At 61.0% G+C, this 15,960-nt stretch carries 13 protein-coding genes; 6 read left to right on the forward strand and 7 right to left on the reverse strand.

Features of this window, described 5'->3' with window-relative positions:
• Nucleotides 1-313 precede the first annotated feature (313 nt).
• The 4 genes from ACFW0H_RS13865 to ACFW0H_RS13880 all read right to left on the reverse strand — a co-directional run bounded on the left by ACFW0H_RS13865 (nt 314) and on the right by ACFW0H_RS13880 (nt 5,569).
• Nucleotides 314-1,489, reverse strand: a complete 1,176-nt coding sequence (locus tag ACFW0H_RS13865) for an L-lyxonate dehydratase (protein ID WP_422914464.1) — start codon at nt 1,487-1,489, stop codon at nt 314-316.
• A gap of 24 nt (nt 1,490-1,513) precedes the next feature.
• On the reverse strand, nt 1,514-2,839 hold the full coding sequence (locus ACFW0H_RS13870; protein ID WP_422914465.1) for an MFS transporter: 1,326 nt from the start codon (nt 2,837-2,839) through the stop codon (nt 1,514-1,516).
• Nucleotides 2,840-3,261: 422 nt separating this feature from the next.
• Nucleotides 3,262-4,899: a CARDB domain-containing protein gene (locus ACFW0H_RS13875; RefSeq protein WP_422914466.1), complete on the reverse strand. Its 1,638-nt coding sequence runs from the start codon at nt 4,897-4,899 to the stop codon at nt 3,262-3,264.
• Between the two features lie 148 nt (nt 4,900-5,047).
• Complete coding sequence (locus ACFW0H_RS13880; RefSeq protein WP_422914516.1) at nt 5,048-5,569, reverse strand: class I SAM-dependent methyltransferase; 522 nt, start codon at nt 5,567-5,569, stop codon at nt 5,048-5,050.
• Nucleotides 5,570-6,447: 878 nt separating this feature from the next.
• On the opposite strand from ACFW0H_RS13880, the gene ACFW0H_RS13885 reads away from it, so the two are divergent.
• On the forward strand, nt 6,448-6,579 hold the full coding sequence (locus tag ACFW0H_RS13885; RefSeq protein ID WP_422914467.1) for a hypothetical protein: 132 nt from the start codon (nt 6,448-6,450) through the stop codon (nt 6,577-6,579).
• Between the two features lie 592 nt (nt 6,580-7,171).
• On the opposite strand, the gene ACFW0H_RS13890 is transcribed toward ACFW0H_RS13885, so the two are convergent.
• From ACFW0H_RS13890 to ACFW0H_RS13900, 3 genes are read right to left on the reverse strand one after another with little or no spacing between them, the layout of a single operon-like run.
• Nucleotides 7,172-8,185 carry a 4-hydroxythreonine-4-phosphate dehydrogenase PdxA gene (locus tag ACFW0H_RS13890; RefSeq protein ID WP_422914468.1) on the reverse strand — a complete coding sequence of 338 codons (1,014 nt, stop codon included), beginning with the start codon at nt 8,183-8,185 and terminating at the stop codon, nt 7,172-7,174.
• Nucleotides 8,182-9,147 carry an amidohydrolase family protein gene (locus ACFW0H_RS13895; RefSeq protein WP_422914469.1) on the reverse strand — a complete coding sequence of 322 codons (966 nt, stop codon included), beginning with the start codon at nt 9,145-9,147 and terminating at the stop codon, nt 8,182-8,184. Before ACFW0H_RS13895 ends, ACFW0H_RS13890 begins: the two co-directional genes overlap by 4 nt.
• Nucleotides 9,140-10,471 carry an MFS transporter gene (locus ACFW0H_RS13900; protein ID WP_422914470.1) on the reverse strand — a complete coding sequence of 444 codons (1,332 nt, stop codon included), beginning with the start codon at nt 10,469-10,471 and terminating at the stop codon, nt 9,140-9,142. The genes ACFW0H_RS13895 and ACFW0H_RS13900 overlap by 8 nt, the downstream gene beginning before the upstream one ends.
• Before the next feature lie 281 nt (nt 10,472-10,752).
• Between ACFW0H_RS13900 and ACFW0H_RS13905 the strand changes: the two genes are divergently transcribed.
• The 5 genes from ACFW0H_RS13905 (at nt 10,753) to ACFW0H_RS13925 (ending at nt 15,667) form a co-directional block, all read left to right on the forward strand.
• Nucleotides 10,753-11,766 (forward strand): Bug family tripartite tricarboxylate transporter substrate binding protein, encoded by a 1,014-nt coding sequence (locus ACFW0H_RS13905; protein WP_422914471.1) that lies wholly within the window; start codon nt 10,753-10,755, stop codon nt 11,764-11,766.
• 48 nt (nt 11,767-11,814) lie between these two features.
• Nucleotides 11,815-12,336, forward strand: a complete 522-nt coding sequence (locus ACFW0H_RS13910; RefSeq protein WP_422914472.1) for a tripartite tricarboxylate transporter TctB family protein — start codon at nt 11,815-11,817, stop codon at nt 12,334-12,336.
• Nucleotides 12,333-13,862 carry a tripartite tricarboxylate transporter permease gene (locus ACFW0H_RS13915; RefSeq protein ID WP_422914473.1) on the forward strand — a complete coding sequence of 510 codons (1,530 nt, stop codon included), beginning with the start codon at nt 12,333-12,335 and terminating at the stop codon, nt 13,860-13,862. The genes ACFW0H_RS13910 and ACFW0H_RS13915 overlap by 4 nt, the downstream gene beginning before the upstream one ends.
• A gap of 210 nt (nt 13,863-14,072) precedes the next feature.
• Nucleotides 14,073-15,017 (forward strand): LysR family transcriptional regulator, encoded by a 945-nt coding sequence (locus tag ACFW0H_RS13920; RefSeq protein WP_422914474.1) that lies wholly within the window; start codon nt 14,073-14,075, stop codon nt 15,015-15,017.
• A gap of 80 nt (nt 15,018-15,097) precedes the next feature.
• Nucleotides 15,098-15,667, forward strand: a complete 570-nt coding sequence (locus tag ACFW0H_RS13925; RefSeq protein ID WP_422914475.1) for a TetR/AcrR family transcriptional regulator — start codon at nt 15,098-15,100, stop codon at nt 15,665-15,667.
• Nucleotides 15,668-15,960 lie beyond the last annotated feature (293 nt).

Raw genomic sequence — 15,960 nt, forward strand, 5'->3', positions numbered from 1 at the left:
TCCGGGATGTCTGCAGCGAGGGACTTGGTAGCAGACTAACGATTAGGCGCCTCAAGATATCGGCTAAGCCCGGCCGACTCAAGGGCCGGGCGTCCAGCTATTTGTGGGGGCGAATTCATTCGCCAAGGGCAGCGCAGCTGCCCCACGGGCTCATGAGGCAGGCCTTCGGTCTGCTTGGCGATTGAAATCGCCCCTACAAGGTGTGGCCAAGGCATCGCCTGACGAAAAAAGCCCCGACCAATGCCGGGGTCAATCGGACGCCCGGGCCGCCGACACAACCTGGCCCGGGCAGCCCTGCGGGCGGGAGTGCCCGTCACTCGATGATGTTGAAGTCCTTCAGGTGCTCCTCGGAGATCTCCAGACCCAGACCTGGGAGGTTGTCGTCCAGCTGGATGTAACCGCCCACCGGCTGCGGTTCGCCCTTGAACACGTAGTAGAAGAGCTCGTTGCCGACCTCGACGTCGAACACCGGGAAGAACTCGGCCATGGGCGAGGCGGTGCTGGACATGGTCAGGTGGTAGTTGTGCATCTGCCCGGCGTGGGGAATCACCGGCACCGACCAGGCTTCGGCCATGGCGTTGATCTTGCGCGCCGCGGTGATGCCGCCGACGCGGTTGGTGTCGTACTGGATCACGTCCACTGCGCGGCGCTCCAGCAGGTCCTTGAAGCCGTAGGAAGTGAATTCGTGCTCGCCTCCGGAGATCGGCATGATGCCCATCTTCTTCAGTTCCACGTAGCCTTCGATATCGTCGGCGATCACCGGTTCTTCCAGCCAGCGCGGCTCGAACTCGGCCAGCTTCGGCAACATGCGGCGGGCGTACTCCAGGGTCCAGCCCATGTAGCACTCGAGCATGATGTCCACGTCCGGGCCGGCCAGCTGGCGCAGCGCGCGGACCTGTTCGATGTTCCTGCGCATGCCCGCCGGGCCGTCCTTGGGCCCATAGCCGAAGCGCATCTTCAGCGCGGTGAAGCCCTGGTTCAGGTAGCCCTGGGCCTCTTCCAGGAACAGGTCGAGGTTGTCGTTGGCGTAGAGCTTGGAGGCGTAAGTCCAGATCTTCTCCTTGGTGCGCCCGCCCAGCAGCTTGAACACCGGCTTGTTCACCGCCTTGCCCATGATGTCCCAGATGGCCAGGTCCACCGCCGAGATGGCGGCCATGCCGATGCCCTTGCGGCCCCACGCGTGGCTGCGGCGGTACATCTTCTGCCAGATGTACTCGTAATCGAAGGGGTCTTCGCCGATGGCGATGGGCGCCAGGTACAGGTCGATGATTTCCTTGGCCACACGCGGGGCCAGGGCGCAGTTGCCGATGCCGACGATACCGCTATCGGTTTCCACCTCGACCACCAGCCAGCCGTGGAAGCGGAACGAGCCCATGGCATCGCCGCGCTCGAAGAGGATGTCGGTGGCATTGGTGCAGAAGTGCGCCTGGGGCGGCACCACCTTGCCTTTCCACTCGAATACGCGGGTACGGATGGATTTGATCTTCATGGTCACAGCTCCTTTCACTGAGTGTCAGTTCGCGCGGGCCGGCTTGAGTGCCGTCTCGTCAGCGGTTTGTTTGGTGTTCAGGCGGAGGATCAACAAGGCGCCGATCACAGCGACCACGGCCAGGGCGAACATGCCGGCACGGGGGTCACCGAACTGGGTCTCCATCAGGGTCTTCAGGTTGGGCGCGACGAAGCCGCCGAGGTTGCCCAGGGAGTTGATCAGCGCGATGCCGCTGGCCGCGGCGGCACCGCTCAGATAGCCGGTGGGAATGGTCCAGAACAGCGGCTGCACCGAGACGAAGCCGGACGCGGCGAAGCAGAAGGCGATCACCGCGAAGGCGAGGTTGGGGCTTAGCGCCGAGGCGGCGATGCCGACGGCGGCCATGGCCAGCATGCACACGGCCAGGATGCGGTGCTTGCCGGTACGGTCGGCATGGCGGGTGACCAGGCGCGTCACCACCAGGGCGCAGGCCCAGGGAATGGCGGTGAGCAGCCCGACATTCAGGCCCACGTTGCCGTCGAGGAAGCTGGCGATGCGGGTGGGCAGGTAGAAGACCACGCCGTAAACGCTCATCTGCACGGTGAAGTAGACCAGGCAGAACTTCAGCACCTGACCGCTGCGCAGGGCGCTGAGGAAGCCGTGGGGGCTGTGTCCGCGCTTCTGCGCATCTTCTTCGGCCAGCTTGACTTCCAGCGCGGCTTTCTCCGTCTCGCTGAGCCAACGGGCATGGCGCGGGCGGTCCACCAGGTAGAAGTAGGCGGCGATACCCACCACCGACGCCATCAGCCCCTCCACCACGAACAGCCACTGCCAGTTGGTCAGGCCGAACACGCCGTGGAACTCCAGCAGCCAGCCGGACAGCGGCCCGCCCAGTACCAGCGCCAGGGGCAAGCCGAAGTAGAACAGGCCCAGCGCCTGGCCACGGCTCTGCGCCGGGAACCAGTAGGTGAGGTAGAGGATGATGCCCGGGAAGAAACCGGCTTCGGCCACGCCCAGCAGGAAACGCAACACGTAGAAGGCCATGGCGCTGTCGGCGAACATCATGGCCGCCGACACCAGGCCCCAGGTCACCATGATCCGGCACAGCCAGACGCGGGCGCCAAGGCGGTGCAGCATCAGGTTGCTGGGCACCTCGAAGCAGGCGTAGCCGATGAAGAAGATGCTGGCGCCGAAGGCGAAGGCGGCATCGCCCAGGCCGGTGTCGGCCTGCAGGAAAGTGCGCGCGTAGCCCACGTTGGCCCGATCGATGAAGGCCAGCACGTACATCAGGATGAGGAAAGGCAGCAGCCGCAGGCGGCTCTTGGCGATGGCCGATGAAAGCGCATCGGGCAGGGAAGTCGTCGTTGTCATTGTTGTGTCCTTCTGTTGCCAGTGTTTGCCCTGCGAGGCGACAAGGCGGGCTTCTTGTAGGTCGATCCAACGAGGCGCCGGTGGCAGTCCGGACTTTTTCGTTGAGGCCGACTCTAGCCAGTGCGGGCCCCTGCGAATAATCACTTGTGCTCATTCAGTGATAACCACAGGAAATAGATATTGAGCATTAATCCTTCCTAGAGTTATCGATCAGCAGAAACGACAAAGGCGCATGCATTGCTGCGCGTGCCTTTGATTACATGAACAAAAGAGTAGGAAATCCAAATCAGAATATTCTGGGCATCCACCTACAAAAAAACTTCAGATTCCTGGCTCCAACTCCAACAACTGACTGCGCATTAAACCTACTGAGCGCACAACGATCTGTTGTCACACACTTTATTGCCATTAACGGACAACCTTCAAGGCACTGTCAGTATTTTACTGATCCGATTATTTCCTTCATCACTTTCAGCGAATACGTTCTGATCATCGACAAATGCGGAAACCTCATACCTTCCACTTTCCGTAACCCAGTGGTTTTGACTGGTCCCGATGGTGATCCTACCCCCGGGCGCTACACTCGTATGCACACCGCCCCATTGGCAAGCTGGTTTAGTGCAGGCTCCATTGACCGTATAGAGAACGCCATGCCAGTTATATCCAGTTGCGACATTGCCAATATTCTCCAACGTCACACTCAGCGATAGGGGAACACCCTTGGTAATGGGGGAAGGTGTCCAATTCAGCGCGACCGGCTTGAGGTCTGGACCATTTCCAATACTTATCGTTCTACTTAAAGAACCATTATTGAATCTTTCTTTTTCTTGTATTGTTCTTGCGTCATCCACCAAGGCGGAGACCTCATACTTCCCTTGGGCAGCCTTCCACCTGCCATTTCCATTTATCTTTATTATTTTGCTTTCTCCAGGAGCAAAATCGCTAATAACACCTCCCCACAAACATCTATCCCCGCACTTCCCATCAAACAAGAGAAGAACCCCAATCCATCTTTTCGGAATCCTTGTTTTCCCTATATTCTTCACTTCCACGGAAAACAGCACATCTTGCCCTGGATAGAACTCGACCGGACTATTGGTTATCTTAGTTGCAACCAGATCGGGCAAAGCAGAATAGTGATCACTGACGGAATCGTAAATCTTCTTACAGTTATCAATTCCATAGGAAAAGTCCGGCTTATTGATCGGCCAGTATGCAAAATACGCCGCACCATAAACCCAAGGCAAGTTACCTTCAAATACGGCCGAAAGTGCATTATCTAGCGACTTTTGAAAACGCCCCCTCAGGAAAGGATCCTCACAACTTGAAACATTGAATGCTGGATATACAGGAACTATAGGCTTTGTCAGAAGACCGTGATTCCTCCATTTTTCAAATTGATAGGTAAGGACGCCCTCATCTCCATCGTATTGATCTATGAGAATAACATCTTGAGCATCGGGGCTCATGGAATATGTGATATCAGCATCGCTCAGGCTCCACATCGTATTGGCAAGCATCACCGGTCTTTTCAGGACATCTGGATCCAACGACCTAATATAGGACCTCACGAGTTCCTGATACTTCTTGCATATACCTCTACCTCCACCTTTCCATGCTAGACTCGGCTCATCAAACGCATAATATCCAACTATTACGTCTTTGTTTCTCAATGCAAGCTCCGTGACCCTCCTAAGAAAATCCTTTACCGCTTCTGGCAAATACTCAGCACCTGGACTACATACATCTGGCTTTTTAAGATACCACTGGTCATAGACAAACCCCGACACTCCTAGAACAGCCTTGAATCTTGAAAGCGTTGAATCGCCTTTATGTCTTTCTAAATTTACAGCTAGTTCGTTGATTGAGTAACCTGATACTGGGATAGTATTTATTCCGAGAGCACGAAGGTTTTCCAGATTTTCCCTATCCATTTGACTGAGCTCTGATGGCAGCAAAGCATATAGATATCCGAAATTTTTTCTTGAATACTCAAATGCATATACATTCAAGGCCACAGCCGACAGACACAGAATCAAGACCGCCCTTACCAATCTCATGTTTAATTCCCTTTATTGCAGATTGCCCCAACTCCCCCACCATTTCCGATAAGCTCTTTTAATTCCCCTTAAGGCGATACATCAATAGCCACGAACTCGAACCAAAGGAGAGAGACCACTCCATTATAAACCGACCCTCACGCCTCCCTTAAAATGCCACACGAAGATAATGACGATAATCACAATGCGCACCATCCTCCCGCTCGACAATATTCACTATGAACTGCTTTGCCCCCAACAACTCCAGAGTGCGAACCAACTGGTTATGGCTGAATATTTGTGTATGGCCAACTGCTGGAATGCCGCGAGAGTCAGTCACCAAGAGCAACTCACCCCCTTCCCTTACTCTCTTAACGCAGTCAATCAAGAACTGAATCCAGTCAGCCGTATGATCAAGCACGTTTGAACAAACAACAAAATCAAACACATCATCAATATCAGCAATATCTTCCTGAATGTAGGTAACAGCCCCTCTCCTCCCAATAATCGAGAACGGAAGATTCTTCGCATATAGTCCCATCAAAGAATCCTGGGCAGTCACCGATACCTTATCGACCCTCTCAAAAAAGCCAATTGGGCCACTTCCCACCTCCAGAATATCTCCCTCAAAGGATTCATAGTGATAATTTGAAGACGCTTTCGCGAACCCCATCTTCCCGAGAAACCACATTGCGTCCCGATGCCGCTCCTCTTGAAGTTTTTCAACAGACAAATGGCGATAGGGCCATTTATCCTTCCAAAAGGAAAGCTCGTATTCCTGAGACCGTACCCAGTGTTCCGGATCTGCAGAAGCGGCCCCATTAAAAATAGGATTCGAGACCAATTCGCTGGCTATCGCTACAAATTCGTCCACCTTACTTCCGTCTTTTTCGGCACGGTCTATACAAGCAGATTCTGAACGGCCACGACCAAATAAAAACCTCACCATAGATAATCTCCGCAATCAAATAGCTTTTTCATGCCAAACCTAGAACACCAAAATTCCAACACAGATAAAAAATCAATACTCAAAATCTCAAAAAAAGCGAACCCAGCCTCAACTAAAATCACAAAGCCCTCATAAACAGAACACTCACCTGATAGCCCCTCCCTCCATATAAAATCAAGAACTCGAGAACAGCTCCACATCTCTCCACGAGACAACAAGAATTAATCCTAACAGAGGCAAAACATAAAAAATGTAAGTCCATTCCTTTTTACATGAAGCAAATTTCCTACAAACAAAGTCACTGAGGATATTGTAATGAGATAATCAGAAAACTCTGACCACCAACTCCTACCATCCAGACAAAGGCTCGTCCTTAGCAGGGAACTTTTAGTTGGTCGGTATAGGTGCCCACATCGATTTCGGCTTTTGTAGGAGTGTTCCATCGATGCGTTGATGCTGCCACCCCAAATAAGGGTCTTGAATTGATAGGGAAATCCCGAACAACTCCCGGCCAATCGGCCGAAATAGCGGCGTCGATGGGATCGAGCATTATCGCTAGATGAGCTTCTATGCACCGACTACGCCAGCAATCGTAAACAGACTCGCCGAGAGTGCTTCTGGTGGAGATAGTGCAGGTGGTGCAGCGGGCTAGGCTATTGGCGTTGATCGAACAACTCTACGCCCACGCTGGCAATGGCCGTCCGCTGTATGCGAAGGAGTCCATGCTGCGCATCCACCTGCTGCAAACCTAGTTCGTCTTCAGCGATTCGGCGATGGAGGAGGCGTTGCACGAGATAACCTCCTTGCGGCAGTTCGCCAGGCTGCAACTGACCCAGAGCAGCTTCTCAGAAAGCAAGGCGATAAAGAATTTCCACCGCCTGCTGGCGCAGCACGATTTGGTGGCGGGCATTCTGGCCCTGATCAATGTTTCCCAGGGCGAGCGAGGGCTGTCGCTGCGGCAAAGAACCAATTTGACGCCTCCATCATCCATGCGTCGAACCTGTGGATGGCCCCTCGACACAGAAAGAGGTGTCTGCAAAACGCAGGGCCCGCCTAAGAACCGCCGTTTCCGAAAGATCCGACCGGCAGAGGATGCTCCTCGATCCTCGAGTCGCGCCTTTTCGCGATGTGTTTGTCGCATATGAGCTCCTCGCCTACCTCTCATACCGAGCCCCCAAGCTGGGCTATCGCTGCATCGAACTGCCTAGTTCCAGGCGCTATCCCAAGGGGGAGGTGCCCACAAAGATCAGTGCCCTGAGCGGAAATCTATCAGTGTTCAGGGTGCTGTTGCTCGCGTGTTTCGGGGTCTACAACCCCACACCCTGAATATCCTGCAGAGGGTTCTCAACCCCGCTTGCTGCCCATGCGGCAGGCGATCTCGAAGGCCTGGCGGGTGGCACCGACATTGGCCCTGCCCTGCCCCGCGATATCGAATGCGGTGCCGTGGGCGGGAGTGGTGATGGGAATGGGCAGGCCACCCTGCACGGTGACCCCACGGGAGAAGCCCATCAGCTTGATCGCGATCTGGCCCTGGTCGTGGTACATGGTCACCACCGCATCGAAGGTCCTCGCGTCGCCCTGCACCTTGAGGAATATGGTATCCGCCGGATAGGGCCCGTCGGCATCGATGCCCTGCCCCTGTGCCGTGCGCACCGCTGGACCAATGATGTCCAGCTCCTCGCGGCCGAAGCTGCCGTTGTCGCCGTTGTGCGGATTGAGGCCACAGACGCCGATGCGCGGTTTCTCCAGCCCGCTGCGCTTGAGCGCGGTGTCGATAAGGCGGATCGCCTCCACCACCCGCTCCTGACTCATCAGGCCGGGCACCTCGGCCAGCGCCACGTGGGAGGTCACGCGCGAAGTCCAGAGGCTGTCCAGCACGTTGAACTCGCAAAAGGGGCCATGGAAGTCCAGGTACTCGGCGAACCAGTGCAGCTCATCGTTATGGGCCATGCCGGCCATGTGCAGCGAGGTCTTGTTCAGCGGGCCGAAGAGGATGGCATCGGTGACCCCGTCGGCGGTCAGGCGCAGCGCCACCTCCAGGGTGTCCAGGCTGTAGCGGCCACCCACCACGCTGGCTTCGCTGCGCGGGAACGGGCCTTCGGTCGTGCCGCGGAAGTTGTACAACAGCGGGACCTCGTCGGAAAACGCCAGCTCGTCCAGGGAGGTCACCGGCCGGTAGGGGAATTCGCAACCGGCGATCTGCATGCCCCTGCGCACCTCCGCCTCGTCGGCGATCAGCAGCACCTGGGCCTGGCGGCGCGCCTCGGGCTCGGCCAGCAGCCGGGCGACCAGCTCCGGGCCGATGCCGGCGGGGTCGCCCAGGACCATGGCGATACGGGGAAGGCGGGTGTTGCTCATGCGGTCGTCCTCATGTCGGTAGCGCCCTGCGGCAGGCGGAAGGCCGTGGGCTGGGTACGGTAGATACGTTGCGCGTTGCTGCAGAAGAGTCGTTCCTGCACCGCGTATGGCAGGTCGGCGACAATGCGCTTGAAGCCGCCGTAGATGTCGTCGAAGGAGCCGCAGAGGCCGTCCACCGGAAAGTTGCTGGCGAACATGGTCCGCTCGCCACCGAACATGGCGACGGTCTCGCGCACTATCCAGGCGTTGTCCTCGGCACGCCAGGGCCTGCCGGCCTGGCCGATGCCGGAGATCTTCACCGCCACGTTGGGCAGTTCGGCGAAGCGCGCCATGGCGGCGTGCCAGCCGGCCAGGCCCGCTTCGCTGCGGTCCGACGGCAGCCCGGCGTGGTTGAGGATCAGCAGGGTTTCCGGGAAGTCCCGCGCCAGGGCCTCGGCCTCCGGCAGGTTCCACCAGGGGCTCTGCAAGTCGAAGTGCAAACCGTGACGGGCGAGTTCCGCATAACCCCGGCGCCAGCCCTCGTCGCTCATCAGGCTGCGGCATTGGCCGACCTCGTCCGGCCGCACCGGACCACCGGGCTTGTGGCGTACGCTGCGCACCCGCTCGAAAGCGGCCTGGGCGGCCAGCACCTCGGCGGCGTCCGCGGCATGCAGCCAGGCCTGGGCCACCACCGCGTTGGGCGCGCCATAGCGGGCCGCGACCTGGTGGATGAAGCGGGTCTCGCCGATGGGATCACGCGGGTCCCACTCGGTTTCCACGTAGACCGTGGCCACCAGCTGGTGCGCGCCGGCATCCGCCAGGTAATCCTCCGGGAAGTAACGTCGCTTGATGGCGCTGTAGTCGCCATAGCGGAAGGGAATGTTCTCCTCCGTCGACAGCCAGGGGTGGTAGTTGCGCTGCGGGTCCCAGAAGTGATGGTGGGCGTCGGTAATCGGGCCATCGTAGAGCCGTTGCTCAGGCATCTTTCACCTCGTTGTTGTCCAGGCCGATGAGCAGGGTGCCGGCGACGAACAGGGCCGAGCAGCCGGCGAAGAAGCCGAGGACGCCGGCATAGCCGCCGAGGTACTGCAGGATCACCCCGACCAGGATCGGCACCAGGATGCCGCCCAGGCTGCCAGCCAGGTTCATCACCCCACCAATCAGGCCGACTCGCGCCGGCGCCGCCAGCAGCGCCGGGAAACTCCAGTAGAGGCTGCCCCACATGAGGAAGAAGGCGGTCAGGCAGAGTAGCGCCACGGCGGCGTAGGCGTCGTGCAGGGTGGGCAGCAGCATGAAAGCGCCCAGCGCCACCAGGCCGGAAAGTGTCAGCAGGCCCTTGGCCGCCAGGCCACGGCGTACGCCCTTGCGAATCAGGGCGTCGCAGAGGAAGCCGCCACAGAGCGAACCCGCCGCGCCGCAGAGGAAGATGATGAAGGTGGCGGCGCCTATGCCTTTGATATCGAAGCCGCGGGCCTGGGCCAGATAGCTGGGACCCCAGGTCAGCAGGCCGAAGAAAACCATGGCCCAACTGGCACGGCCCAGCAACATGCCGGTGAGGGAACGGGCGGCGATGCCGAGGCCCTTCAACTGCTGGCGGGCGGCCTCGGCGGCCGAGGTGTTGCGGCCGGCGTTGATGCGTTCCAGCTCCGCGGCATTGACGTCCGGGTGCAGCGCCGGGTCGTCCCGCAGGTAGCGCCAGGCCAGCCAGGCCATGGCCAGGGTGGCGATGCCGGCGACGAAGAAGGCGATGCGCCAGGAACCGAGCACGGCGATCAGATAGGCGATGATCAGGCCGCCCAGGGCGACGCCCAGCGGTCCGCCGCAATCCATGAGCACCGCGCCGCGGCTGCGCTCGCCGGGCGCCAGCCAGAGGGAGTTGAGCTTGCCGCCGGAGGGGAACAGCGGCGCTTCGGCGGCCCCCAGGGCAACCCGCGCGAAGAGCAGCGAGAGCCCGCCGGTGGCGAAAGCGGCCAGGGTCTGGAACAGGCCCCAGAGGCCCGTGGACCAGCCGATCACCCGGCGCGGGCCGTAGCGGTCGATCAGCCAGCCGCCGGGGATCTGCAAGAGCGCATAGGCCCAGAAGAAGCTGCTGAGGATCAGCCCCTGCATGCTCGGCGAGAGGTCGAACTCCTTGCCGATGGTGGGCATGGCGATGGACAACGAGACGCGGTCGATCAGGTTGATCACCGTGAGGGCGAAGATGATCGCGAAGATCCGCCAGCGAACGCGGGACGGGCGGGCGGCCGCGGCATTATCGGTGGAAGCAGGTGTAGGGGGCAGGCTGTGCGCTGCACTCGGATGAGCCATGGCTCTGACCTCTTTATCGTTCTTGTCGTCGGTGTTGCCGGCAGGCCTGGGCGCTGTCCGGCTTGGGGGCACTATTTCAAGGCCGAGCGATAACCGTCTAATCAAAACTCCTCATAGGCGTATTCCCTGGGGATATACCTTCACCTCTGCAGCCATCCATGGCCCTACAGGGCCTACCGATAACCTCAAGCTATCGCTGTATGCGTTTTATTGACTAGACGTAATAGGTAGCCCTTCCCACACTCGACCTCACTCATAACAAGCACAAGAAGAGGTCCACCATGCGAACCCCACCAGTTCGTCATTTCGCTCATCTGCTCACTGGCTGCGCCCTGCTCTGCTCCGCCGCCATCCCCGCCTTCGCCAGCACCTGGCAACCGGAAAAGAACGTGGAGATCGTCGTCGCCGGCGGCCCCGGCGGTGGCACCGACCAGCTCGGCCGCCTGATCCAGTCGATCATCAGCCAGCACAAGCTCCTCGACGTGAACACCGTGGTGATGAACAAGGGCGGCGGAAACGGCGCCGAAGCCTTCCTCGACATGAAGCTGGCCAAGGGCGATCCCGAACGCCTGGTGATCGGCACCAATAACGTCTACCTGCTGCCCCTGGTGGCCAAGCTGGGCTACCAGTGGACCGACCTGACCCCAGTGGCCGCCGTGGCCGAGGACGACTTCATCCTCTGGACCTACCAGGGCGCGCCCTGGCAGGACGCCAAGGGCTACTACCAGCAGGTCAAGGCCGACCCGGCGAAGATGCGCATGGGCGGCAGCCAATCCAAGGACGTCGACCAGACCCTGACCCTGCTGCTGAACCAGACCACCGGCAGCAAGCTCACCTACATCCCCTTCAAGAGCGGCAGCGAAGCGGCCACCCAGTTGGCCGGCAAGCACATCACCTCCAACGTCAACAACCCCGCCGAAAGCCTCAGCCAGTGGCGCGGCAACCAGGTGCAGCCGCTCTGCGTATTCAGCCAGACGCGCATGGCCTACTCGGAGAAGGTCGCCGGTGACAAGGCCTGGGCCGACGTCCCCACCTGCAAGGAGCAAGGGCTTGGAGTGGACCAGTACCGTTTCCCCCGCACCGTGTTCATGGCCGGCGATGTCAGCGCCGAGCAGCGCGATTTCTATGTCGAGCTGTTGCGCAAGGTCAGCCAGACGCCCGAGTTCAAGGCCTACGTCCAGCGTAACGCTCTGGTACCCACCTTCCTCGCCGGCGACGAGCTGACCGCCTACATCGAGAAGGACACCGCCCGGGTGACCCCGGTCTTCCAGCAAGCCGGCTGGCTGCGCCAGTGATCCAGCGCGGGCGCCGCCCCGCGCGGCGCCCGCCAGTGGAGTGAAACCATGTGCAGAAACCATGATTCGTCAGCATTGGTCGGCACCCGCTGGGTGGAAGCCGGCCTTGCGCTGTTCACCGCCGCCCTGGGTGGCGTGGTGATGATCGGCAGCCATGCCAGCGGTATCGGCTGGGGCGACGCCGGCCCGGAGCCGGGCTACTTCCCCTTCTATATCGGCCTGCTGCTGACCACCGCCAGCCTGGCCAACCTGCTGCTGACCCTGCTGCGCTGGCGCGCCCTGGGCGAGGCCTTCGTCAGCCGCGGCGCGTTCCGCCAGGTGCTGGCGGTATTCCTGCCCATCGCCCTGTACGTCGCCGCAATGCCCTTCACCGGCATTTACCTGGCCTCGGCGGGCTTCATCGCCTGGTTCATGTGGCGCGACCGCCAGCGCGAGAAATCCTATGGATTCCTGACCATAGTCGCGGTAGCTGGGGGCGCGACCCTGGCCAGCTACCTGATCTTCGCACTGTGGTTCAAGGTGCCGCTGCAGGCCGGCCCGCTGGCCATGTTGGGAGGGCTGCTGCGATGAGCGAGTTCGATTCCCTGATGCAGGGCATGAACCTGATCCTCACCCCCAGCCACATCGGCCTGATGGTGGTGGGCGTGCTGCTGGGCATCCTGGTCGGCGTGCTGCCCGGCCTCGGCGCGCCCAACGGCGTGGCGTTGCTGCTGCCGCTGACCTTCACCATGGAGCCGGTGTCGGCCATCATCCTGCTCTCCTGCATGTACTGGGGGGCGCTGTTCGGCGGTTCGATCACCTCGATCCTGTTCAATATCCCCGGCGAGCCCTCGTCGGTGGCGACCACCTTCGACGGCTACCCCATGGCCCGCCAGGGCAAGGCCGCAGAAGCGCTGACCGCTGCCTTCACCTCCGCCCTGCTGGGCGCCCTGGTGGGCGTGCTGCTGCTGACCTTCCTCTCCACGCGCATCGCCGAATTCGCCATGGCGTTCAGCTCGCCGGAGTTCTTCGCCGTCTACCTGCTGGCCTTCTGCACCTTCATCGGCATGAGCAAGAACCCGCCGCTGAAGACCGTGGTGGCGATGATGATCGGCTTCGCCATGGCCGCCGTGGGCATGGATACCGTGTCCGGGGACCTGCGCCTGACCTTCGACCAGAACTGGTTGCTGTCGGGCATCAGCTTCGAAGTGGCGGTGATCGGCCTGTTCGGCATCGGCGAGATCCTCTGCACCGTGGAAGAAGGCCTGGTGTTCCGCGGCGAGCGGGCACGCATCACGCCCATGGTGATCTTTCGCACCTGGGCCAAGCTGCCGCGCTTCTGGCTGAGCTGGCTGCGCAGCGCCCTGGTGGGCTGCTGGATGGGCATCACCCCGGGCGGGCCAACAGCGGCGTCGTTCATGAGCTACAGCCTGGCGCGACGCTTCTCGAAGAACCGCGAGAATTTCGGCAAGGGCGAGATCGAAGGGGTGATCGCGCCGGAAACCGCCGACCACGCCGCGGGTACCAGCGCCCTGCTGCCGATGCTGACCCTCGGCATCCCCGGCTCGGCCACCGCCGCGGTGATGCTCGGCGGCCTGATGATCTGGGGCCTGCATCCGGGACCGACGCTGTTCGTCGAGCAGCACGACTTCGTCTGGGGCCTGATCGCCAGCATGTACCTGGGCAACGTCGTCAGCCTGATCGTGGTGCTGGCCACCGTGCCGCTGTTCGCCTCGATCCTGCGCATCCCCTTCTCGATCATCGCCCCGATCATCGTGATGGTCTGCGCCATCGGCGCCTACTCGGTGCACAACGCGATGTTCGACGTCGCGCTGATGCTCGGCTTCGGCGCACTGGGCTACCTGTTCAAGAAGCTCGGCTACCCCATCGCCCCGCTAGTGCTGGCGGCCGTGCTGGGGGACAAGGCCGAGGACGCCTTCCGCCAATCCATGCTGTTCTCCAATGGCGAGCTGGGCATCTTCTGGTCCAATCCGCTGGTGGGCAGCCTGACCACGGCCGCCCTGCTGATGCTGTTCTGGCCGCTGCTGGCGTGGGGCGCCAAGGCGCTGGCCGGACTCCGTAGCTTCAAGGGCCGCGCCGAGAAAGCGGCCCCGTAGATGGGGCGGGCAGCGCTCGGCGAGCCGGCGATACCCATCACGGGATATCGATGGGTATCGCTCCGCTCCACCCATCCTACGGCCCTGATCCGGACACTGTAGAAGCGAGTTCATTCGCGAATGAATTCGCGCCTGCGCCGCCTTCCTCCACTTGGCAACGCCTGGCGATTCTTGTCAGGCTTGCCCCTCCTTCACCGCCGAGCCCCGTCCATGTCGCGCATCCCTGAAGCCGCCCTCATCCATAGCCGTCTGCGCCTGCGCCAGCTTCGCCTGATGCTCGCACTGGAAGAGTTGGGTTCGTTGCGCCGCGCCGCCGACGAAATCGGCATGACCCAGCCGGCCGCGACCAAGATGCTCCACGAGGCGGAGGGCCTGCTCGGCGTCGAACTGTTCGAGCGCCTGCCCCGCGGCATGCGCGCAACCCCCTTCGGCGAAACGGTGATCTACTACGCGCGGATGGTCTTCGCCGAACTCTCCGGCATGCGCGAAGAGCTGGCGGCACTGGAATCGGGCAACCTCGGCCGGGTTACGGTGGGCGCCATCCCGGCACTGGCCTCCGGCCTGCTCACCCGCACCATCGCCACCCTGAAGAAAAGCCACCCGCGCCTGTCCATGAGCATCCAGGTGGATACCAGCGACGTGCTGGTCCAGGCCCTGCAGCAGGACCAGTTGGACCTGGTGCTGGGGCGCATCCCCACCGGTGCGCGGGCCGACGACCTGCTGTTCGACAGCCTGGGGGAGGAAGAGCTCTGCGTGATCGCCGGCGCCCAGAACCCCATAGCCCGCGCCGAGAACCTGACCTGGACCGAGTTGCAGAACATGACCTGGGTCCTGCAGCAACACCCCAGCCCGATGCGCGCCATCGTCAACCAGGCTTTCCACAACGCACGCGTTGACATCCCCAGCAGCATCGTCGAGACCACCTCGATCATGACCCTGCTCTCCCTGCTGCAACAGACGGACATGATCGGTGTCACCCCGCGTTCGGTGGTGGAGGACTACCCCGGCCGTCACCTGCTGGCAGTGCTGCCGATTGCCTTCGAGCCACGCTTGCCGCCCTTCGGGCTGATCACCCGTCGTCACCGCATCAAGTCCTCGGCGATGCAGGCCTTCATCAGCGCGGTAAAGGCGGAACAGGCACTAGTCGAGGAATGACCGGGCATCGAACCGACTCGCACAACTACGAAATGTGGAATTACAATCGCCATATCAATGTTCCGAACGAGGCGACCGCCATGCGCTATCCCGAAGACCACAAGGCCGAGACCCACAAACGCATCGTCGCCGAGGCATCCCGCCGCTTCCGCGCCGACGGCATCGACGCGACCGGCCTGCAACCACTGATGAAGGCCCTGGGGCTGACCCATGGCGGCTTCTACGCGCACTTCAAGTCCAAGGACGCCCTGGTGGAGGAAGCCCTGCAAGCGGCGGCGAACGATGCCAACGCTCAGTGGACCAAGGCTTTCGCCAAGGAGCAGCCCCTGAAGAACTTCGTCGAACGCTACCTCTCGCCCCAGCATCGCGCCCACCCTGAGCAGGGCTGCCCGCTGCCCACCATGGCGGCCGAACTAGGTCAGCGCGGTAATGCCAGCCCCATCACCGATGGCGTGCTGGCCGGTCTGCTGGAACGCATGGAGAAGGAAACCGGCAGCACCGAACAGAGCCTGACCATGCTCGCCACACTGGTGGGCGCCCTGACCCTGTCCCGCAGCGTGGCCAGTGAAGAACTGTCCGACCGTATCCTGGCCAGCGCCCGTCAGACCCTCCTCGCTCAGGTCGAGGCCGCTCAAGCCGCCAAGGCCTGACCGCGCCGGCACCATCCGTCGCCTGCCGCTCTGCGCCCTCGGCGTCCGCCGAGGGCCGCCTATGCTTTCCAGATCAGACCGAAGCCGGCTGCACCTGGGTTGCACCCTCCCTCGCCCAGCCACCTTGCTATTGCAGAACCCCTGAAATTCCAGGCCATCGCGGCAACCAGGCGCAACCAAGCACGAGCGCAACCTCGACCTTTCATCCGGAGAAGTTCGTCAGATCCAAAACCTTTGGTTGCACCCGGTTGCACCCCTTGTAGGACATCGCTACTCTTTGCGCCGCTAACGCC

This window comes from Metapseudomonas cellulosilytica (assembly GCF_049334135.1).
Taxonomy (GTDB): Bacteria; Pseudomonadota; Gammaproteobacteria; order Pseudomonadales; family Pseudomonadaceae; genus Metapseudomonas.